General features: G+C 43.2%; 19 protein-coding genes, 1 pseudogene and 1 riboswitch. Of the genes and pseudogenes, 2 read left to right on the top strand and 18 right to left on the bottom strand.

The window, feature by feature from the left end; translation table 11 throughout:
- Positions 1–186: 186 nt before the first annotated feature.
- The 5 genes and pseudogenes from EIZ39_RS24875 to EIZ39_RS24855 all read right to left on the bottom strand — a co-directional run.
- Positions 187–2,355, bottom strand: a pseudogene (locus tag EIZ39_RS24875) (heavy metal translocating P-type ATPase); the annotation flags it as partial.
- A gap of 328 nt (positions 2,356–2,683) precedes the next feature.
- Positions 2,684–3,016 carry a nucleotidyltransferase family protein gene (locus EIZ39_RS24870; protein ID WP_240675937.1) on the bottom strand — a complete coding sequence of 111 codons (333 nt, stop codon included), beginning with the start codon at positions 3,014–3,016 and terminating at the stop codon, positions 2,684–2,686.
- Positions 3,017–3,234: 218 nt separating this feature from the next.
- The gene (locus EIZ39_RS24865; RefSeq protein WP_129204032.1) at positions 3,235–3,882 is read right to left on the bottom strand and encodes a response regulator transcription factor; all 648 of its coding nucleotides are present in this window, start codon (positions 3,880–3,882) and stop codon (positions 3,235–3,237) included.
- 16 nt (positions 3,883–3,898) lie between these two features.
- Positions 3,899–6,289: a sensor histidine kinase gene (locus EIZ39_RS24860; RefSeq protein ID WP_240675936.1), complete on the bottom strand. Its 2,391-nt coding sequence runs from the start codon at positions 6,287–6,289 to the stop codon at positions 3,899–3,901.
- A 529-nt stretch (positions 6,290–6,818) separates the two neighbouring features.
- Positions 6,819–7,151, bottom strand: a complete 333-nt coding sequence (locus EIZ39_RS24855) for a hypothetical protein (RefSeq protein WP_129204030.1) — start codon at positions 7,149–7,151, stop codon at positions 6,819–6,821.
- 34 nt (positions 7,152–7,185) lie between these two features.
- Between EIZ39_RS24855 and EIZ39_RS27820 the strand changes: the two genes are divergently transcribed.
- Positions 7,186–7,425: a YvrJ family protein gene (locus tag EIZ39_RS27820; protein ID WP_205668642.1), complete on the top strand. Its 240-nt coding sequence runs from the start codon at positions 7,186–7,188 to the stop codon at positions 7,423–7,425.
- 89 nt (positions 7,426–7,514) lie between these two features.
- Here EIZ39_RS27820 and EIZ39_RS24845 read toward each other — a convergent pair whose 3' ends face one another.
- The 12 genes from EIZ39_RS24845 to EIZ39_RS24795 all read right to left on the bottom strand — a co-directional run bounded on the left by EIZ39_RS24845 (position 7,515) and on the right by EIZ39_RS24795 (position 20,631).
- On the bottom strand, positions 7,515–8,636 hold the full coding sequence (locus tag EIZ39_RS24845; protein ID WP_129204028.1) for a hypothetical protein: 1,122 nt from the start codon (positions 8,634–8,636) through the stop codon (positions 7,515–7,517).
- A gap of 63 nt (positions 8,637–8,699) precedes the next feature.
- Positions 8,700–10,286, bottom strand: a complete 1,587-nt coding sequence (locus EIZ39_RS24840) for a hypothetical protein (protein WP_129204026.1) — start codon at positions 10,284–10,286, stop codon at positions 8,700–8,702.
- 52 nt (positions 10,287–10,338) lie between these two features.
- Entirely contained in the window at positions 10,339–10,494 is a 156-nt protein-coding gene (locus EIZ39_RS26970; RefSeq protein ID WP_164985324.1) for a hypothetical protein, read from the bottom strand.
- 112 nt (positions 10,495–10,606) lie between these two features.
- Positions 10,607–12,187, bottom strand: a complete 1,581-nt coding sequence (locus EIZ39_RS24835; RefSeq protein ID WP_129204024.1) for a HEAT repeat domain-containing protein — start codon at positions 12,185–12,187, stop codon at positions 10,607–10,609.
- Between the two features lie 19 nt (positions 12,188–12,206).
- The gene (locus EIZ39_RS24830; protein ID WP_164985323.1) at positions 12,207–13,934 is read right to left on the bottom strand and encodes an Hsp70 family protein; all 1,728 of its coding nucleotides are present in this window, start codon (positions 13,932–13,934) and stop codon (positions 12,207–12,209) included.
- A gap of 2 nt (positions 13,935–13,936) precedes the next feature.
- A complete protein-coding gene (locus tag EIZ39_RS24825) occupies positions 13,937–15,013 on the bottom strand; it encodes a hypothetical protein (protein WP_164985322.1) in 1,077 nt (358 codons plus the stop codon).
- Positions 15,010–17,457, bottom strand: a complete 2,448-nt coding sequence (locus tag EIZ39_RS24820) for an MBL fold metallo-hydrolase (RefSeq protein ID WP_164985321.1) — start codon at positions 17,455–17,457, stop codon at positions 15,010–15,012. Before EIZ39_RS24820 ends, EIZ39_RS24825 begins: the two co-directional genes overlap by 4 nt.
- An 81-nt stretch (positions 17,458–17,538) precedes the next feature.
- Positions 17,539–17,621: riboswitch (cyclic di-GMP riboswitch) on the bottom strand.
- A gap of 254 nt (positions 17,622–17,875) precedes the next feature.
- Positions 17,876–18,460: a type II toxin-antitoxin system HicB family antitoxin gene (locus EIZ39_RS24815; RefSeq protein WP_129204016.1), complete on the bottom strand. Its 585-nt coding sequence runs from the start codon at positions 18,458–18,460 to the stop codon at positions 17,876–17,878.
- 224 nt (positions 18,461–18,684) lie between these two features.
- Positions 18,685–19,029, bottom strand: coding sequence for a VOC family protein (locus EIZ39_RS24810; protein WP_164985325.1), 345 nt, complete (start codon positions 19,027–19,029; stop codon positions 18,685–18,687).
- Between the two features lie 132 nt (positions 19,030–19,161).
- Positions 19,162–19,539 carry a VOC family protein gene (locus EIZ39_RS24805; RefSeq protein ID WP_129204014.1) on the bottom strand — a complete coding sequence of 126 codons (378 nt, stop codon included), beginning with the start codon at positions 19,537–19,539 and terminating at the stop codon, positions 19,162–19,164.
- Positions 19,540–19,593: 54 nt separating this feature from the next.
- Positions 19,594–19,989 (bottom strand): VOC family protein, encoded by a 396-nt coding sequence (locus EIZ39_RS24800; RefSeq protein WP_129204012.1) that lies wholly within the window; start codon positions 19,987–19,989, stop codon positions 19,594–19,596.
- 342 nt (positions 19,990–20,331) lie between these two features.
- Positions 20,332–20,631 carry a nitroreductase family protein gene (locus EIZ39_RS24795; protein WP_129204010.1) on the bottom strand — a complete coding sequence of 100 codons (300 nt, stop codon included), beginning with the start codon at positions 20,629–20,631 and terminating at the stop codon, positions 20,332–20,334.
- 299 nt (positions 20,632–20,930) lie between these two features.
- Between EIZ39_RS24795 and EIZ39_RS24790 the strand changes: the two genes are divergently transcribed.
- Positions 20,931–21,308 (top strand): VOC family protein, encoded by a 378-nt coding sequence (locus EIZ39_RS24790; RefSeq protein ID WP_129204008.1) that lies wholly within the window; start codon positions 20,931–20,933, stop codon positions 21,306–21,308.
- Positions 21,309–21,403: 95 nt separating this feature from the next.
- Here the strand turns inward: EIZ39_RS24790 and EIZ39_RS24785 are convergent, their stop codons facing one another.
- Complete coding sequence (locus EIZ39_RS24785; protein ID WP_129204006.1) at positions 21,404–21,778, bottom strand: nuclear transport factor 2 family protein; 375 nt, start codon at positions 21,776–21,778, stop codon at positions 21,404–21,406.
- Positions 21,779–21,801: the final 23 nt, after the last annotated feature.

Genomic DNA, 21,801 nt, shown 5'->3' with positions numbered 1-21,801 from the left:
TGTATTTGCACCATGACCATGGGTTGCTTCTGCTTTCGGTACCTCTAGCGTTTGACTGACTGCCGGTGCTTGTTTTCCAAATCCATATCCTGCAAAGAAAGTCATCACCACAAGCAAGAGAACTAACACAAACTGCATCTTTCCGTTCATTGCCATATCCCCTTCTTTTCCTGTTTTACCCGCATTCTGTAATCGCAGGGCATTCAGTACAACGGATACTGAGCTTAACGCCATCGCGGTTCCGGCTAGCCAAGGCTCAAGATAACCGAATGCTGCAATAGGAATCCCGACGACATTGTAAGCCAGCGCCCAAAACAAATTTTGTCTGATATTCACCATCGTTTTCCTACTCATAGAGATTGCTTCAGGGATACTGTCCAAATCCCCTCGCATTAACGTAACATCGGCAGATTCCATGGCTACGTCTGTTCCCGTTCCAATGGCCATTCCGATATCCGCTGTCGCCAGTGCAGGAGCATCATTGATCCCATCTCCAACCATGGCTACCTTCTTGCCTGCTGCTTGCAGCTTCTTGACTTCATTCGCCTTACCTTCTGGAAGGACACCAGCTAATACGTGATCAATGCCTACCTGATTGGCAATGGCTTTAGCGGTTCGTTCATTGTCACCGGTGACCATCATGACCTCGAGCCCAAGCTCCTTCATGCGGGTAATGGCTTCTCTGGAAGTTTCTTTCACCGTGTCGGCCACGGCCAGGAATCCTGCATACCTTCCATTGATGGCAAACAACATCGCAGTCTTTCCTTGAGTTTCCAATCGACTCATTTCCTCTAAGGCACTCTCGATCCTAACCCCGTGTTGCTCCATGAGCTTTCGGGTTCCAATTAATACTTCATTGCCTTCAACCCTTGCTTGAATACCATATCCCGGAATCGCTTGAAATTCTTCCGTCGATGGGAGGTGAAGCCCTCTTTTCTGAATCCCGCTCACGATCGCTTCGGCAAGAGGGTGTTCTGAATTCTTCTCTGCTGTACCAATGAACGAGAGGACCTTCGCTTCTTCATATTCGCCAACGATATGAATATCGGTTAGCTCTGGTTTTCCTTTGGTCACGGTTCCTGTTTTATCTAAAAGGATCGTCGTGATCGCATGGGTATTTTCGAGGTGTTCTCCCCCCTTGAATAAAATTCCAAGCTCAGCTGCACGACCTGAACCTGCCATAATCGAAGTTGGTGTAGCTAACCCTAAGGCGCATGGACAGGCAATCACGAGAACGGCGATCGCTTTCTCAAGCGCTCCGGCGAAATCCCCTGGCTCCACTAGAAAATACCAAGCAAGGAAGGTGATGATGGCGATTCCCACGACGATTGGGACGAAGATTCCTGATATCACATCAGCGAGTCGTTGGATCGGTGCTTTAGAGCCCTGTGCCTCTTCCACCACTTTGATAATTTGGGCAAGTGCCGTCTCTTTGCCCACCTTCGTCGCCTTGATCTTGAGTACTCCTTCTTTGTTCATCGTCGCACCGATGACTGCATCTCCCGCTCGCTTACTAACTGGTAAGCTTTCTCCCGTTAGCATCGATTCATCGACGGCAGAGGATCCTTCCATGACCGTGCCATCTACTGGTATTTTTTCTCCGGGTTTGACAAGGACTTGGTCTCCAACGACCACGTTCTCAATCGCTATACTCCTCTCAACTCCATCACGAATCACAAGGGCGGTCTTGGCTTGAAGTCCCATGAGGGATTTGATCGCTTCCGATGAACGTCCTTTCGCCAGATTCTCGAACAGTTTTCCAAGTAAGATCAACGTGATCAATACGGCACTGGTTTCATAGTAAAGCTCGGAGGAGGGTTCGTAGATCGTGACGTATAAGCTGTAAAAATAGGCCGCTGATGTTCCTAGTGCTACGAGCACATCCATATTCGCGCTGCCATTTCGAAGAGCTTTAAACGCTCCAATGTAGAACCGAGCTCCAATCCAAAACTGAACCGGTGTAGCCAATGCAAATTGAAACCAGGGGTTCATCAAGATGTCTGGAGACCAAATCCAGGAGGTGAAAGAAAAATGGGTCACCATCGCCCACAACAAGGGAAGAGTTAATAAAATGGAAACGGATAGGATCCCTTGTTGCATTCGAATCTCATGTTTCCGACGATCCTGATCTTGGTTGGAGCCGCCTGATTCAGATTGAAGACTAGCTCCATACCCCAATTTTTCCACCTTTTTGATGATGTCCTCTACGGTGACCTCTTCTGATGGAAACTCAATCCGTGCGGTTTCCATCGCTAAATTTACCGTCGCTTTAACGCCTTGCATTTTGTTAAGTCCTTTTTCGATTCTCGTTGCACACGCTGCGCAGGTCATTCCGGATATCGCGAGCGTTTCCGTTGCCGTTGTATTCAAGGAAATGTCACACCCTTCTGTTGAATTCATTCTCTTGATAACATCATACGGCAGGTCACGAAACGCCAACGCGCAAACAATGCACGCCTCAACGCATAATTTTGCGGACTACACGCAAAAAAGACCGGTCGTTTGACCGATCTTCGAAAACCTGTTTAGGCGTTGTTAAAGGAATTTTAATTGCGTTTACCCCGCAAAATCTTGCGGATGAGCGTTAGTTTATTGATGAAAATTTGGATTTAGAGTTCAATGGAGTTTGGTTGTGCAATGGCCATTACCTCTTCAAGTGTATTAAAGGCTTTTTCAGCTACATTTAAACGCTCTTGTAATCTCTCCATAATATCCCCTCCTTTTGAACTTTTTGACGAATAGCTGGATCAGCTTTAACCAAATCAACTATATCTACACGGTAAGGAATGAGTGATTCCTCTACAGCATCACGAAGAGTGTTGAGTAGCGATGGAGATATCCCCTCCTCTTCTGAATCAATAGCTATATCGATATCAGAAGAGCGCTTTTCTTCATTTCTAGCCCAAGATCCAAATAAGTAAACAGAGACGGGATAGTCTTGTGCAGCTTGTACCACTATGTCTTTAACTTGATCTAACAGCATTTCTCTATTCAATCTACCTTCGGCATGAACCACAATAGCCAACCCCTTTAGCTGTACTATCCTCATTGTATCATAGGGAAATTAGGCAAAACAGGAAAACTGGTAACAGGCACTTAACTAAAAGCACGTTAATGATTTCAACGCAGCTACCGGATGCGTTTAGCCGAACGCGCAAACTATGCTCCCCTGCCCGCGGATTTTTGCGTAGGCACGCAAAAAGAAAAGACCAGTCACAAATGGACTGGTCGGAATTAGTATAGATCCTCTGCCGGAAGAATCCCTAAGCTTTTGGCCTTCTTAATCACCTCTACGCGTGAGCTGACATGGAGCTTCTGAAAAAGCCCAGTTAAGCTATATTCCAATGATCGCTGGCTGATCATCAGGGTTTTAGAAATCTCCTTATTGCTCTTTCCCTTCGCCAATTCACGAAGCAGTCGGTCCTCGTCCTGCGTGATGGTGGTTTCATCATGATCTTTATCACCCTGGACAACAATCTCCTGGCGTCTTAGCTGCTTCAGAAGTTGCATGGGAATGATGGCTTCCTTCCTCGCGGCACAGCGAATGGCTTGCACCAGCTGTTCTCTCGTAGACGTTTTCGAAATGAAGCCTGAAACGCCAGATTCCATAAGCAAATTGAAATGAGGGGCAATCTCAAATCCAGAGTAAATTAGTATGATCGCCTCGGGGCAATATTCGAGAACCTTGCGTGTCAAATCTGCTCCATTCACATTCGGCATGTATAAATCAAACAGCATCACATCAAATTTTTGAAGGCGAACTAAATCAGGTACATAATACACATCCGTTTCAATGGTGACATTCATATCCGGTTCACATTCAATCAGCAACTTCGTTCCCTCCACGACGGAACGATGATCATCAACTAATAAAATCTCCATAGGTTTCACCTCTCTGCTATAGTTTAGGGACCTGAATCGTGACATGAAACCCTTGTTGAGGGGCCGAACGAAAATCAACATGTCCTTCCAAGCTCAAGACCCTTTTTTCAATCCCAGAAATTCCCATATGATCAAATGACCCCTCCAAACCAGACAAATTCATGCCAACTCCGTCATCCGAATAAGAAAATTGGACATGATTCGCCTGAGAAGATAAGGACAACGTAATTTTACTCGCTCTCGAGTGTTTAGACGCATTGTTAAGCAGCTCTTGAACGATTCGATACAATCCAATAATTTGTTCCTCATTCAGAGTTACCTGCAGCTCTTGGGCCGTAAACTCAATTTCATAGTTTGCAAACATCCTGGTATACTCAAATAGACTTTTCAGTGACTCGACCAAACCCATTTTCAGCAGGAAGGGCGGCCTCAATTCGTTGCATGTAATGCGAATTTGATGGATGGCATCTAAGAGCCCTTCCTCGATTTGCGTCAGCTCTCTCTCTATTTTCTCCTCGAAGATAGTCGTTGAACGAAGGGATTCTAGTTTCCGATACCAAATAATTAAGTCTTGAAGAACTGAATCGTGCAGATCGCTAGATAATGAGGATCGTTCCTTCTCGGACAAGTTAAATAGGAGTCTGAGCATCCATTTGGGTGTTTCCTTCGTGGTGACGAATTGTTCCAGTCGCTTCATCAAGTCCTCTATTAAATGAAGATTGTCATACAGAATGGTGACATAATGCACAGCAGTATCCAACCATTCTTCCTCAATACGAAGCAAGGATTGATTCATGGTAATACGTAAATAAACGGGGTGTTCCTTTTCCCCAATGACGATCCACGTTTCATGTGGGTTCAGGGTCATCGATTCTTTACCCTTAGGAACTTCCACAATGGACACATCCGTGACCTGAAGTACCGCCCTCACCTCGTCAATGAGACGATTTTCTAGCTCGGAAACCTTCATCACATCGGTCAGATCATTCGAAAACCGGTTTAGACGTTGTTGAAGAAATTTATATCGTTCCTCACTTAGAATCAGCTCTTTTTCTTCCCTTTTCCGTTTCGTAATGTCTTTTATAATCCCGTGAATGCCATTCAATTTGCCAACTAGGAAAATGGGCACAAAGGTAATACTCACCATTTTCTCCCCCGCTTGGGTGGGGTTGAGACGACATTCAATATCCCTTGGTTTCCCCTGCGCAATGACCTCAAAAAGGGCTTCATAGACCTGGGATTGATCCTCATCATAAATAATGCCTAAGAAGCAACGATCCTTTAGGTGAGTTGAGTCGATTCCAGTGATTAGTTCGAAGGCTGGGTTGGCATTGACGAAATAGAATCCTGATAACTCGATCGAAAATACACCATCCAAATTGTTTTCAAATAACGACTTGTACCTTTGCTCACTCTCTTCTAAAGCCAGCTCCGAGCGCATCTTTTCCGTTATGTCTAGTACAATCCCATCCAATCTCTCCACTTCTCCAGTATGATCGAGCCACGGATGGACAAACATTTTGGCCCACCTGATTTCTCCTTCCATATGAATCATTCGAAAAGAATGGCTGATTGGCAACCCCTGATCCAGCTGAGTTTTTAATTCCCCCATCATGACTTCATTGTCATCGGGGTGAATATGATCATGCAAACGCATCGGATGATGAATGGCTTCCTGCCTTGGAATCCCCATCACTTTCTCCACACTTTCTGAAAGAAAGGAATAGCTGGTAAAATGCTTATCCGTAGAAAACACCAAAGCATCCACATTATCCAGAATGTTCTTAAGCAGCTGTTCCGTCTTCTTGCGATCTGTCACATCTCTAACCACTGCCACGAAATATTTGACATTTCCACTCCCATCTAATACGGGTTTGACCCGTGACTCCACGTGTACGGTGTGGCCTTTGGAATGCGTAAAGCGATAATCCAAATCTATAGATCGCTTCGATTGCAACGCTTCGAGATGTAGTCGTCGCACTCGCTCGCTGTCTTCAGGATGAAGGCTGGCAATAGAATCCGTACCTACGTAGTCTTCACTATGGTAGCCAGATAAGGCATGAAAGGAAGGGGAAACATATCGCACCATAAAATCATTGTCAACTAGCACAATTGTATCGGAGGTATTTTCCGTAATGATAGCCTCTACCCTTAACAGGACCGTATAGGCCATCGGGCGATTCTCTTCATCTAAGATCGGTATCAAGTTGACATCCGCATTGACGCTTGCTCCATCCCGGTCAGAGATTTGCTTATGAAACAAGGGTTCATCCGTAAAACCAAATCGCTTCTCATATTCACGGTTGCCCCAAATGAATCGATCGTCGAGATCAATAATATAAATAGGATCGGGCATATTCAGAAGCCATTGCTGTGCACCCTTCAAGATATCCTGGTATTCCCCCATATTTTGCCTCCTTCTTGTCATCATCTACTTACAGTCATTATAGATGAAATTCGAAGAGTTAACGCGCAAAAAAATAGGGTGTGCACGCAAAATAAGAGATGGTTAACAAATGATCCGTCCCCCTCAAAATGTGATAATTTGCCTCTATACTGATTAGAATGAACGTGGTCATTTATTTATTAAAAGATGGCTCATAGTTGGTCTATTTTTTTTGTCATGAGGACATCCCAAGCTAGGAGAGCCCCTCTCCCTCTTCTCAACTCTCCCCTACAAGGAAGAACGACCTTTCATCTTTCCCAACACAGGAAACCTACCTGTTTCTCCAGACTTTAAAATGGGGCCAATCACTTACCTAGGAAGGATCACAAAGTGAGAACAACTGAAGCAAGATGAAAGCATTTTATATGTAAGACACCGAGAATAAAGAAGAGGAGGAGAAGCAATCAGCTTCCCCTCCTCTTCTTTTTTGGGGCAAATAACGACTAGTGAGGAATAAATAGAGTGGTCAAATTAAAGTAAATGGAAAGGATTATCTTCTTAATTCAAACAACTGTTTCTCATGTTCAACGATCTTGTAGTCATAGAAGCGCATGGCTTGTTTAATATCTTTAACATCCGCTTGCAGTTCCTGAATCGCTTGCCTGTTTAAAAGAATTTCAGCTTTAAGGCCGAGCTGCCCTTGTTCTAAAGACTTCTGACCTTCTTCTAATGATTTGTGAGCTTCTTCTAAAGACTTCTGACCTTTTTCTAATGACTTCTGACCTTCTATTAAAGACTTTTGGCCTTCTTTTAGTGATTTTACATCACCCTCTAATGAAACGAGCTTCTCAAAAATTCGTTGCAGCATTTGTTCTTGGTTCATTTTTATCACCTCCTCCCACCTATCTTACCATAGCTTGTCCAACCTGCAAACATTACTAAAGGGAAACCCAGGGCTTCTAACGGAGGGTACAGACCCAAGGGTTCTCGTCAATGCTACGTGGAAGACTGGACCTCATCCCACTGATCAGCAATCTGGGTTTCCCCATCCTGTTTCCTGGTATCTACTCACAAGGGTAGAAAGCAAAATGGAAGCCCTCACCTCCTCGATCGCAGACATGACCCAGGCGATTCACGGATGGCAGAAGGAGACTTAGTTGGAGGAGACCCTAAACGATTGAAACAAATAGAACCCTATCCATGATTGAAGGCTGGATAGGGTTTATATTGTACTTTTGAATTTTATCTATAAACAACCAACCAATGCCAATTCATGAATTCTTCTACTTTGAAGATCCTTCTCCAGGCGAATGCTTCGCAATTCCTGGGCGAGGCTTTCCTTTTCTACGTTAAGCTTCATAGCATCTTCATTCAACTGTGAGATCATCTGTTGATCTTCTAAAAGAGTAGACTGATATAACGATAATTTGTCTCTTAATCTCTTTTTTTCCTGGTTATGTTTATTTATCTTTATACATACAAGAGCTATTATTCGCGTATATATTTTCTTCAGTTCATTCAATCGATGTTGCACATTTAGTTGATCCATTTGGTTGGCGTGAATATACTCTATTAATTGGCTTCGATGTCCATCAATCTCATGTAATCTCTCTTCACATTTATCAATCTTGGCAACCAATTCTAATTCACGGTCCAAGTAATGATCGAACTTACGGATGTACGTCAGGAGACGAGTTGGTGCTTGGCTTCCTTCGCTTGAGAATGATCCTTTTATCGCCAAATAACGGTAGAAAAGTTGCTGGTCCGCTTGATTCTTTTCATCCTGTGGAAAGGTGAGTCGATTCAAGACCTTCTCGAGATTAGCTGGAGTGAGTATAGCCGTTTGCTCCATCGGAGTCAGCAGTGGAACAGATCTTTCAGACGTAATATAGAGCTCATATATAGGGAGGTCCGTCAGGCCTAATCTATTCCGCAGCCCTCCCAATATACCTCTGCTTTTTCCTAAGGACCAGCTCGTTACTACTTGATTCTCGGAATGGATATGAATTCCGTCTTCCTGGTGGTTAAAAGGATGAGTAGTAGAAACATGTATTTCTGGATAAGCAAAGGATAGGTGGTCTATTTTTTCAGGGAAGATATGGAATACATAAACGGCATTATCCGTTATCAAGAGGCCATCACAATTCCAATCGTCCCACTCTAGTCGAGGGATGATGTATAGATACGGAAATTTCTCCTGGAGTCGTTGAAGAAGCTTCCACAATTCAAGCAGCCGATCAAATTTCATTATCTGCTGTTGTGTTGGAACAAAATGACCTACATCTTTGGCTTTGATCCCGCCTACGTTTCGGGCTTCTTTTTCCATCTCTTCCCGTTTTCTCATGATCTCTCTTAGTTCTTGATTCATCCCTATTGCCTCCACCAGCTATTCCCCAAAGAAATTTATATTGGAGAGATAGCAGTTAAACTCCTAGCCTTCTAGTCCATCGTTAAACTTTTTGTATTCAATCTCAACATTAAGCTGATTCATTCGTTTCGTGATATCGGCTACGGTTTGCTCGATATGCTCAAAGTTTTGTTCAATAATGGCTTTGCTTTCTTCCGCAGTATTTAACAGTTCTATGCCACTAAGAACCCTCATCTGCTCCCATTGAATAGGACTCAGGATATGGCCGACGTCCTCAACCTTAGATAGGAGATCCTGAAGTTTCATATACATACCATATGCCTCTTGCAAACGAGTTCCAACATAACGAAGAGATTGTTCATCAATATCCCCAGTTGGCTTCATATCAGATTGCAGGACAGAATAAGCAAGCTGCATATGACGGTTCATTTGTCCAATATCCTTCTTCAGAGATAAGAAAATACGAAGTTTATTGGTTTCTAACTGATATTGGGTCATTAACTGTTCAAGAGTCGGTGCAACAGGAAGAGTGGACTTATATTCCATCACTTTTCTTCTACTGAACACATAACCATTGGATATTTTAATCCCGCCCAGCTGTTTGTAATGATCCATAATAAAATCTTGGTTACGTTCTAATATAGAAGATGCTGTCTTTACGTCAATAGGATCAAAGGTTTGCGCTTCACCAATCTTAATATACTGACATAAGAACCCAAGGTGTGTTTGATACCAGGCTTCCGGTACTTGGTAACCACGATCTTCGTCACCCAGACTTCTCCATAATAAAGGCAAGATTTGATGTACGGCGTCCACAGCTTCATTTGTTATTATTCCTTTTTCTTCACTGCCGACAACATCAATCAAGGCCTGGAAAGCTCTACCCAGTTTTGTTTCTTGCAGCTCCTGAAGACTCTTATCAGGCAATTCCGCCACTTGGAAGTTCTCTTCCATCTGCCTCTTTAACGTCTGATAGGCCTTAGGAAGAAGCACCTCAATTTCAGCATTGAGTTTTGCCACGGAAACCTGTTGAATGGATGTAATGACCTCTTGAGGAGATACATCCGCCTTCATCGGTTCAGGTTCAAAAGTAGTACGTTGTGGTGGGTTAAATGGGCCAAACAAGTCCTCATCCACAGCATCAGATGCAGGCTGCTGGTGTTCATGGGTTGGAGCCTGATCAAGTATAGGCGCTTGAGTTGCGGCCACTTCTTGATTTCCGTTTTCATTTTCCAAGTGATCCCATGGGTTCACATCCTGATCCTCATCAGTGTCTTCAGCTGGTAAAGCTTCACTTTGAGTTTCATCGTTATTCGACTGAGGAGGATTTTGATCAATAAAAATATGATGAGGATCGTGTTCTCGAACCAAGTCATGCGTTTGATCTGATTCAATAAAATCAGTATGATTGCCCTCTTGTTCTAGTTCCCTAGATTCAGGTTCCAAGTTCGTCTCTACACTCTCACTTTCACTCTTTTCCTCTTGGGAAGATTCAGAATCGGATTGTGGAAGATTGGGATTACTAAAAAAGTGCGATGGAAGGGCGTCTTCTAAATTTAGGTACTCCCCTTCTTTGGGATTGGGTTGTTCCTTCTCTTGTTCTTGTGCAGCTCCATGTGCTGGATATTCATATTTTTCTTGATCAGACATCCTTCATTCTCCTCACCATATGTATGATATACTCCATCTTATTTACAAAAAGCTATACCTCTGGGGACGATAATTCTATTTTTCCTACGAGGCAGGTTTCACAATATAAGGAGGCCGTGCTTATTTCCGGGTTAATTGTAACGATCATCTCTTCAAGATAATCCGGACAGTCCCGGTTTAAGCATTTCTTGATGAGGGTTTGCACCATAGCCTGTTCCTCCTAGTTTCTATCATATAGGACTAATTACATATTAAACGATAGAAATGACAAAAATCTACATCATTCTGGGTTTGACAAATATTTCATGACCAACCCATTATTACCCCCTGCCGAGAACGCCTTCTTTCCCTTTAGCAATGCGGGATATGATGAGCTTCAGTTCACGACGCACGTCAGGGTGTGACTCGTGGTTTTGTGCTTGGTAATAGAAGTCTCCTTCAAGGTAGGCATGTTTTCCTAAGAGCTGATAAATGGAAACTCTTAACCTATGATTCTGTGCTTTTTTAAGTCTCTTTACCAATATCTCAACTACCGGCTTGGGTATTACGGTTGGGCGCTGCAGGGCTTCGACGAGAACCAGAGATTCTCCATCTGGCATAGAATATAACTGCTTGGCAATCGGGATAAGCATGTTTTTCGGAAGCTTGCTGATCCACTTCATAAGTTTATTTTGCTCATAGCTTCTTCCGTGAATTAACCGTTTTACATATGTTTTTACAGCCTCCTCCTCTCCTAGGCAGACCATACAAAATAAGGCATCCAAGTAGGTTGGACTCGATTCATCTCGCAGGTGTGGACGTATGCTTGGCAGATGATCCGCGTTCCCTAACCGTGCAAGGGCCTGAAGGGCCTTCTGTTGAATGGAAACCTCTGGATCCTTTAATACTTTTAGCATAAAGTCAGCCAAAAAGGTGTCGTTGGTAAAGCTCAAGCCTTCCATCGCTGCTAGCCTTTTCTCTGGTTGTTTCTCAAACGTATTTACGAGAAGCTTTGTCGCAGCGGATACTTTTAACTGGCCAAGCAATCGACAGATCAGCAGTACTCGATACTCGTCGTTCTCCTTCTCCAATGCTTCTGCTAGAATCGGTATGGCTGCGTCTTTATACGATCGAATGGCAATCGAAAAAATGGGACGAAGGTAATGAGCGGATACCTCCATATAGGCATCGAATAGTAAGGGAATGCCTGAAGGACCAAACTGATAGAATTCACTCGCCTGTTTATGGGCTTCACGAATGCTTTCTCCTTGATCTTCTCTAAGCGAGAGAAGGACTTCAATGATAGACAAGAGAGATCTCTCTGATTGAATTTGCAAGAGCGCACGTAAACACGGCGCAAAGTATTCGGGATTCTTCAGATGATAGAGCACTTCTTCTACAACCTCTTCATCTTGAAGCAACCCTCCAACCTGAATAGCTAAACGAACATGTGACAACGAACTGGATTGCCTAAGAATACCCTTAAGGATCATTCGTCCTTCCCAGCTACGAACGGTGATTCTACTGACGAGATGAACCAGTTCAAGCCACCTCTTGGGATCAGAGATATCGAACAAATGCACTTCTCGATAGATGTCTTCAATCACTCTATCTCCGTAAACGGCAAGCCCGTCAGTAGCCTTTCTCACATCTTTTAATGTACCTGTTGCCATTACTCTCAGCAAACTCATGACATCTAATCTTTCTTCTCTGCTGACACGTTGATTCTGTTGATCAAATTGAATCGGAGCATACCCAACATAGCCCATATACTCTACTTCGACTTCCCGCTCATGTCCATGATCATACACCGGTTTGTTATCGAAGAGATCCAAATCGATCTCCATGGACTTTTGTTCCGCTTGTTTTTTTAACTCTAATCGAATTTCTTGCTTTTCATCCCTTGTTAGATGTATGGTCATACTCGGGATCCCTCCCTACTTAAGAATCGAATTTGATTTTATCTAGATTCTTGATATGGAATTCCTTCTCTTCCTGCTCCCAAACATGGGACCCAACGTTGACATCGATGACTTCTGACTCTTTTCCTTTAAGCCATGCCTTGACGCTAACATCTCTTTCCTCGTTGCACTTTACTTGCAAAATTAAGGGCGCTCCCACTTCTACAGGTTCTTTAAAGGTAATGGAAGCGGATTTCAGATTTTTGGTAATCGGAGATTTCGGGTCTTCAGCCGTGAATAAGTCTAGCTTCATACCGTAAACCGTCTTGTGGGGACCTGTGACGAAGAACTCATCTTCAATCAATCGTTCATAGGGAAGACTCGTCCCTTTCTCTAACAGGGCTACTGAATCGCTCTTAAATACTCTAATAAATACATTGTTCTGAATCGTATTCTTTACTCCAATTTTCGTGGCAGCTTCTTCTCGCTTATTCGCAACCATGTCATGATAAACGGCAGCACCTCGGGAAACCGCGTACATGGGATTCACTGAGCGTATAGGTTTTAATCGTTTATCAAATAGTTCATAGATCCTTTCCTGGACGGCCGGATAGAAGGTCATCCCCCCAACCAGAAACACAGCATCGATCTCTTCTTTCTTCATCTCGCCTTTCTTGGCTTGTGATAAAGCATTAAGAATGGGTTCTTCAATATTCACTGAAGAAGAAAGTTGAGCATACAGCAAGGGCTCTACGATCTGATCATACTCTTTTTTCGTCATCGTAAAGATCGTTGCCAGTTTTTCTGGAGATGTAAGGGTATAGCGAAACGTGAGTTGATCAAATTGCTCTTTGTTTTCATAATAATCCGTTTGCTGCATGATCAGCTTATGATTTATTTGCGAAGCAAAATGGATCTTAAACTTTTCAGCGATGGACAGAAGCGACTCACGGATTTGAGGAAATTCACTTCGAAACTCACGCTGAAGAGTTTGAATGGTGTAGCCCGTTTCCAGGCATAGTTTTTCTAACAGATACTTGGCTACGAGTCGATCAAAATCAAGCCCACCCAGCTCCATATATTGTGAGATGGACAACTCTTGAATATCAAGGTCACCCGTTGCGTTTTCCTTAACCTGCAAGATAGATACATCACAGGTCCCACCGCCCAGGTCGAACACCATCAAATTTTTACTCTGTCCATGGAATTGAATCTTCCTGGAATCCGGATGAAGCTTTTTTTCTTCATTTAAGAAGTCTAGCAGCGCTGCTGTTGGCTCCGGTATCGTATGAATCTTATCTTTAGCAAAACCTGCTAGCTCGGCAGCCACTCTCGTTGCTTTATCCTGCTGAAAGTTAAAGTTTGCTGGTACAGTAATCACCACACTATCTACGGGTTCTCCCATGTAGTATTGCTCAGCTTGCATTTTCATAGCTTTTAAAATATAGGAGGAAACCGTCTCTGGGCGATACTTCTTCTCATTGATTGGCCAACTTACTTCCTCGCCCATATACCTCTTGGCTTCTCGAATCACATTCTGAGGATAGAAGTGCGCCATCTTTCTCGCATACCTTCCGATGTAGGGTTGATCCTGCTCATCCACAAATAGGGCGCTCGGCAGCGTTTTTTCTAGGGAAATGTTGCTTCCGCTCTCGTCAAGCTGAGTAATATCTAGAGTAACAGGGGTAATATGCTTTCCATCTTGGTCCAGATGAGCCACCGAGATCGTCGAATTCGTTGTACCTAAATCAATTCCCACATAGCGCATGGTTACTTCCTCTCCTTTTCTAAGATGACTTCCTCTATTAATGGGAGAATCATGACCTTCCCATGGAAGGTCCAGCCGCATTGAACCAGCTGGATCGGAATTTCATCTTCCTTTGATTGAATCGGTCTTCTTGTCATAAAGGTCTTCGCGAGCTCGTCTCTTTTCAAATGGAAAATCCTATCTTTTTCCAACCCTCCGGAATAACTCTCTATTCCATGGAGATTTAAGATGGAGAAGAAGTTGATTAATCGCCCTACGCTAACCACTCGATTAGCGGGCAAGTTTCCCATAGACTCATCATACAGTTCAGATAACAGGTACTCAGATGAAGAACCTCCTATCGCTTCAAGAATCTTCATCATAGACTCTTCGGAAGTCATATCGCGTGATATGATCTCCTGACTCTCCTTCTTTTTTGAAGGTTGTTCCATCTCTATCACGGCAATATCTTCTGAAGATAGGATAGGTTGCAAAAGGTTTCTTAGACCCTTAGAATAAACTAGTCTTCCCTTGAATAAAGAACGGTACTTTTCTAGCATCTCTAAATCAAGTGATTGGTTCTTTCTAAAGCCCATTACTTTTAAAGCTGCTTTTACTTCTCGATCCGGTGAATCACCCCATAACGTTTGAAGGACATGCTTCACCCAGCCAACAACGGAAGAAAGGGATTGAACTTCGCAAATGGCAAAGCGGAGCAGCAACTGAACCAACCATGCCTCTCTTGTTTCCATTCCTGCGAGTTGCTCTCCGGTACAAATGGACTTAAACATCTCCACTCTTTCCAGGGGGAGAATGGACTTCACCGTTTCCTGATCAATCTTTAATGAAGATTTTTCATTCCAACTTTTCACGGCGAACGAAGTTGCTTCTTCTATCTCTTCTGCATGATGATAGGTTAACGATTCCACATAATGCTGAAGCTCCCAAAATCTTGCCAAGCGTTGCGTTCTATTGTTTATTCCATCTAATTTCAATAGTTTTCGGATCTCTTGTTTGTTCGAGCTACTCAAAAGCAATTGCTTGTCGTTCATCCATGAATTCAACCAAATATGTTTCATAGACTCGTTAGAAGGATTCATGCCTTCTCTCCCCTTCCCAACCGATATATTTTCCCGTTAAAGGCAGGAATGACTGTTAAATCTTCACCTGCTGCCTGTGCTAAATCTATCACGGTTGGATAGATTGTCTTCCCTTCCACTAAACTTTCTACGGATTCATACGCTTTGGTATGCTCGCCATGCATGAGAAATACCGCCTGCGGTCGCAATTGCAAGATTAGTTGCACAATGTCATCTCGCTTAGCATGGGCAGAAAACCGAAAAGATTCCACTTGTGCGTGAGAATCATAGCTATTATCGTTCAGCTGAACGCGTCCTGTCCCACGCTCACGAGTGCTATCCAATAACTGGGCAGCAGGACTTGCTGGATCCAGATAGCCGGAAAAAGCAATAGTATTCCTCGGATCTGCTAGGAGATATTCGGCATAATCGGCCGATGCACTTCTCGCCAGCAACATTCCCGAGCTCGCAATCACGGCATTGCCTTCCGGAATAATGTATCGATCCATAAAGTGAGAAAAGGTAAAATCCCCATTCTTTTTTCGGGTATACAGCTCCTTCGCGGACTGAATCCCTTTTCCAATCAAAGAAAGCTCTTTGCCTTCCTCTCTATAGCATTGTTCATAGACTCGGCATACTTCCGCTACTCGACCATCTAAGTAGAGAGGAAACGGAAGATATCTCTCATGCTGATAGATCTCTTGAAGAAGAGCAATGATCTCCTGGGAACGCCCGATAGAGAAAGCAGGGAAAAGCATCGTCCCTTTCCTCTCCAACGTCTGTTGTAGACAGGATACGATTTGCTCAGCCGTTTGCTCCCGACTAAGCACACGGTTCGATGGATGATACCCATAGGTGCTCTCCGTAATTAGGATATCCACTTCCAGTCCTGGTGGAAGCTTCATGCCTTGAACCGTCATCTGGTCCTCCATAGAATAATCTCCGGTAAAGAGAATACGAACCCCGTCCAATTCAAGGTGGATGGAAGCCGCTCCTAATATATGCCCGGAAGGAATAAACCGAACTTTCCATTCCTTGTCCTTAGAAGGGATGGTCCATTCTTCCCCCATTTTCACTTCTTGTATAGAAAGAATCGTATCCTGAATAAGGTCAAGCGAGTGCCAATCCTTCGTATCCTGGAGCATCACCTTCATTAAACGTTTGGTAGCCCTACTCGTGTAGATCGGCAATTGTGGATTCTGACGGTAGACATACGGTACTGCCCCAATATGATCTAAATGGGCGTGGCTGATTAGCAGCGCGTCGAAATCATCAAAGCCTAGTCCTTCCACATGCAGAGGCGAATAATCCGGAATGGGATGATTTCCGTGAATATGCATCCCGGCATCAAGGAGAATATGATGATCTCCTATACTTACGGAGATGGAGGTTCCCCCAATCTTTTCTCCACCACCTATGAAGATCATTTTCACGCTTTCCAAGATGCGAGGATCCTTCGTTTCGGTTGCTTTCGACTGCCAAAAGCATTGAATCACTTCTTTTCGATCAGGATGCTTCTTCAGCTCCTCCGTCCAAAACCTCTCCATCTGAGAATCTTGCCGCTCTCTTAATCTTTCACCGTATAAAAGAGCTGTCAGCAAATCATTTGGAAGTACCTTTATTTGCTCCTCAATTAAGGTACTCCAGTTTGAATCCCCGGCAGCTTTTAGCAAGAGACTAAGGAAAGTACCTCGCTTTTTCTCCAGATAGGGATCTTCAAAGTGAATCCTACTTAACTCATTGATGGCAGAACGGTTTAATCTACCGTGAACAAGCAAATGATAGAAATGAGCTATCCATCCCACATCACCAGTTAAACGAGAATAAATGCTATCCCAATCCTCACGTTTCACAAACGCGGCAATCTCGTCTAACATAATGCTCCAATACCCAATTTCTTGCTCGTGTATCAGCCATTCTCTCTTAAGATAGATCAACCGACGAAGCTGATAGCGCGCTTGCGCTATACGGTGAAATCCAAATTCCATCTCAATTATTAATAGTAAGCATTGTATATAGGAAGGCATCAGAAACTTTTCGAATTTCACCTTCTTTTCTACTTCAACAAGAAGGTCGGTAACCTGGAGGTACCCTTTCATGGCTTCCCCACGTTCCTTAAAAACACGTGCAATCCGAATCCGCATATCGAACTTCTTCTTTATTTCTGGGATCGTTAAAAGCCATTGCAAGTCTTCTAATGAGCCTACTCGTTTCTCAACTAGTTGCATGAGCAACTGTCCGCTCGTTTCAAGGGTAGCCCCTTTTTGGAGCGCAGTATAGAAGCACCTATAACTAGCTTCCTGCTCCCCTTGCTGGTAGAAAAACTTCCCCACGCGTACCAAGTCTTCTTCTTGCAATTCACTCTCCCATCCTCGAAGTCGTTCAAAGCAGTACTTTGCCCTTGCAAGATCTCCATAATTCTCATAGCGGTAAGCTTGGTTCAGCCACTCTATCAAGTTCTCCATATATATTCCTTTTCCCATAAAAAATAGTCGCAGCCCCGTACAAGAGCAACGACTATGATCATAGACCTATGATCCCGATTCAGTCGAAACCCGGGATCATAGCATAATGCCTTAGACCCGTGGCTTTGCGTCCTCCCCTTTCAGAGAGTTTGCCCTTGTCGAATGGAGTAAAATAATGTAGGACTTTCGTATCATTATCTTACCATAAGTCTTATATATGTTAAATACTTGGTCGTTAGGAAATGATATCCTATCATGTTTCCTTCGCGTGTTCCGCATAGGTCCAGCCAAAATTAATACTGAACTGAGGGACTGACCCTTGTCACAAAGTAAAGTGCAACGCACTTTACCGTTGTCGGACATGAAGATTTGGATTTAGACCTACGATAAAAAGGAGCAGCACATCTGCTCCTTTCAATCATTTTGCGTTGCATCTTCTACGAACCGATAGAAGTACATTTTCTATGAAATAATATACCTTTTCTTCACCTTCACTTCTTGATTGGACTGTAAAGAGGATCCACTCATCGGGGGAATCTGTTCTTTTACCATGCTGATCCAGAATCCTTGCTTCCTCATCACTCATGTGTCCGGAAAAATAGATATCCCATGTTCCCAGTTCATTTCGAAATCCAATGGTACTGATGGAACCATGTTCTTCGTCCCAATAATCAATGTGCCAGTGTCTACCGCGTAAATGTTCCTCTATTTCTTTTTTATAATCTTCGTAACAAGTCTCAATCTCGATAACTTCCATGTCTTCACCAAGTTGATCGTCAGGAATCTTGACAGGCTCAGGTACAACGTCATTATCGTAAATAATACCTGCGATTGTATAAGCTAAATCCTCTTTTGCCTTCTTAATTGCTTTATCCCTTGTACGGCCCCTGCTTAAAGGAAAATCCCACCCAGAATCACAAAATAAAGTTGGAAAGTATACTCCGAAATCCCCATCATTTTCCCGCTGTATGAAAGCTGGATATTTCCACTTGGTTGTACCCATAGTTCCCCCCCCTGAGACAATTGCATTTGCTCTGACCGGACACTGAGTCCGTTATCTCCTCGAAAGATCCCATTTTAAAGGTCTTTGAGGACACAGGATACGTTATTGGTTAAAAAACAGTTGAAAAACGTATTATTTTAGTAAGATAACAGAACCTGAGTCCAATATTTTTGAAAAATAGCCATTTTTAAGCAAATAACGTACCGACAGTCCGCCAACTTTTATTATTCTGTAATTTCCCACTGTGGATTCCAGACTACTTCCCATAAATGACCGTCAGGGTCTTGGAAATAGCCTGAATAACCACCCCAAAAAGTATCATGTGCCGCGACTGTTATAGTTGCACCCGCATTCTTTGCCTGTTTCATCACCTTATCAACTTCATCTTTGCTCCCTACATTGTGTCCAAGTGTAAATTCAGTAAGGCTTGGTGGGGTCTGAATAAGCTTTGTATCATGAGCAATATCTTTGCGATTCCAAATTGCCAGCCTCAATCCTGCTTGCAAGTCAAAAAAGGCAACGGCTCCATGTTCAAATTCTTCTCCAACGATTCCTCTTGTATCCCTGATAAAAGCAAAAAGCTAAATCGTTTCCAGACGAACCTCCAAGAGAATCAATAGCAGCATCGGCGCCTATTCCTTTTGCATCCAACACAAAAAGCTCCTTAATATAAATTAGAATAAAGGCTCCATCGCATTTCTCTATCTGTGTTGGTCAATAAGAATGGGATTCCCATCTGGATCTTCAATAAGAAAACTAGCTGGTCCAGTAGAATGGGTGTCTGCCTCGTTAATAATATTTATTCCATTGCTTCTGAATTCTTCTTGTAGAACTCTTACATCTTTGAATGGGTTTACTTCTTGAGCTTTATTGTTCCACCCCGGATTAAAAGTCAACATATTCTTTTCAAACATTCCTTGAAACAGTCCAATCGTACAATCGTCATTTTGCATGATTAACCAGTTTTGTGTAATATCCCCACCAAAAACATGAAACCCAAGTTTTTCATAGAACTCTTTAGATGTCTTAATGTCTTTGACATTTAGACTGACTGAAAAATTGCCTATACTCTTATCCATGCCTATCACTCCTCTTAATCTATTAAAGGAGCAGTAATATCTGCTCCTCCCCAATCATTTTGCGTTCACATCTGGTTGATGAATGCCAAAGATATTTCCTTCGGTATCCATATAGTATCCCTGCCACGCCATTCCAGGCAGCGCATACTTGGGCATTGCTACCGTGCCCCCATGCTGAAGAATCTTCGTTTCCGTTGCATCGTAATCTTCCACTCCCATCGTACAAGCGAATCCATTTAAAGCCTGACCTGTTTCTGGCGGTGCACTTTGACGTTGCATCAAAGCCCCATTGATTCCAGGTTCATTTTCGTTGCCCGTTACGGCTCCAAAGTAAGGCATTCCTGCAAAGTCACTCCAATCTTGAAATGACCATCCAAACACCTCTCCATAGAACGTCTTAGCCCGTTCCATGTCATTCACATGAATTTCGAAATGAATTAATCTTCCCATGATTACCTCCAGTACTTTTACAGGAATAATTTAGTAGAACAAACTACAGTATAGCCTTTTTCGGTATTTCCAAGACGTCATCCAACTGTTTTGGCGTCAATTATAGTTTTAACAACCTTTTGGAGACCCTGCGCTCTGATCGGACACAGAGTCCGTTATCTTCTCAAAAAATTACCTTTTGAAGGTCTTTGAGGACACAGGATACGTTATTCGCTTAAAAATGTTGAAAAACATACTATTTTAGTAGAATAACGGAACCTGAGTCCGCTGAACTTTGCAAAATAAGCGCTGTTAAGCCAATAACGAACTTACAGTCCGCCAACATTAATCAGCTATCCCTCTTCAACTAAACCTATCGTAAAATACGACATTTTCCCGGGGGTACATTTTCTTGGGAGCTGGATTTTCCTTAGGATAGCCTAACCCCAGTATAGCCAAAACGTGCCGTGCAGCCGGGATGGAAAGAGCGTTCCGTACAAAGGTTTCCCTACGTTCTGACTCTTCGGGGTCCTGCGTATGATGAACCGCCCCAAAAGCCACTCCGACTCCCAGTTCTACCGCACCAAGCCAAATATACCCGCATGCGATAGAAGCATCTTGGATCCAATATTTCTTGATGTCACTGCGGGTAGTACGGTTCATGCCGGCTTCGGGGATTCCCCCAAGTAGGGGTCTGACCCAACGTCATCAAGCTATATTACCAATAAATTACAAGGGAGAGAGGTTGTGACAGTCAACTGCAAAGTACTCCGTACTTTACAGTTAGCGTATATTTAAATAAGTGAAAAGAGTTTTCATGGTGGAGTGAGTGACAGTCCCTTGTCTCAAAGTAAAGCGCTTCGCGCTTTACTGATGACAAACACTCTCTTCCTTTGTTTTCACTATAGGATTTTGATAAATTTATCTAGGATAGAAAAAGCGAAAAGGTAAGGAGACATACGATGATTAATAAAATTGGAAAAGTAACTGTTTATGTACAAGATCAAGAACAGGCAAAAGACTTTTGGTTAAACAAAATCGGCTTTGTATTAAAATTCGAGCAACCTATGGGACCAAATGCATCTTGGATAGAAGTCGGTCCAAGCGAAGATGAATTTACCACTCTAGTTCTTTATTCGCAGTCTCTTATGGAACAACAAAAACCATCTGCCGTTGCGCATCCGTCTATTCTTTTCAGTACAACGGATATCGAATCAGCTTATAACAAAATGAAGCAAAAAGAAGTAGAAGTAGGAGAAATGATGAAAATGCCATTTGGAACTATGTTTACCTTCAAGGATCAAGACGGACATGAGTATTTATTAAGGGAAGATAAATAGCCAAAAAGTCATCGGTTCTGTCCGTTCGGCTCCACCATACATAATGCTAAAAGGCTGTTATCCTTAATTAAGGATAACAGCCTTTTACAAACCCATCAGAACATGCCATTCTCATTGGGAGAATCCTCGGGTATAGGCTGACCCACGTCCCAGAGTTCGACGATGAGACCGTTATTGAAGCGGAAGATATGAACCACAGCTCCTCCTAGTTCCTCTTTCTTTTGTTTTACATGGGAGTGAACCGCAACGATATCATCCTCTTCGATGGCACATTTGACCTCAAGGATTTTGTGAGGATTCTTTGCGGCGTTCTCTTCCATTGCGAGCATAAGAGAATCAGCATCTCCGCGGAAAAAGGGATTATGGTGGCGGAAACCCGGACCAATGTACCTCTGATATGCTTCGCGCACTTCCCCCGAAGCCACCAATTGCAAAAACGACACCGCCTTCTCTTTGTGAGAAGTCTTCATTACACATCCATCCTTTCTAGATT

The sequence above is a fragment of the Ammoniphilus sp. CFH 90114 genome, from assembly GCF_004123195.1.
In the GTDB taxonomy this organism is placed as follows: domain Bacteria; phylum Bacillota; class Bacilli; order Aneurinibacillales; family RAOX-1; genus YIM-78166.
Note: the sequence above shows the minus strand (reverse complement) of the source record. Positions and strands in the feature narration are given on the sequence as shown.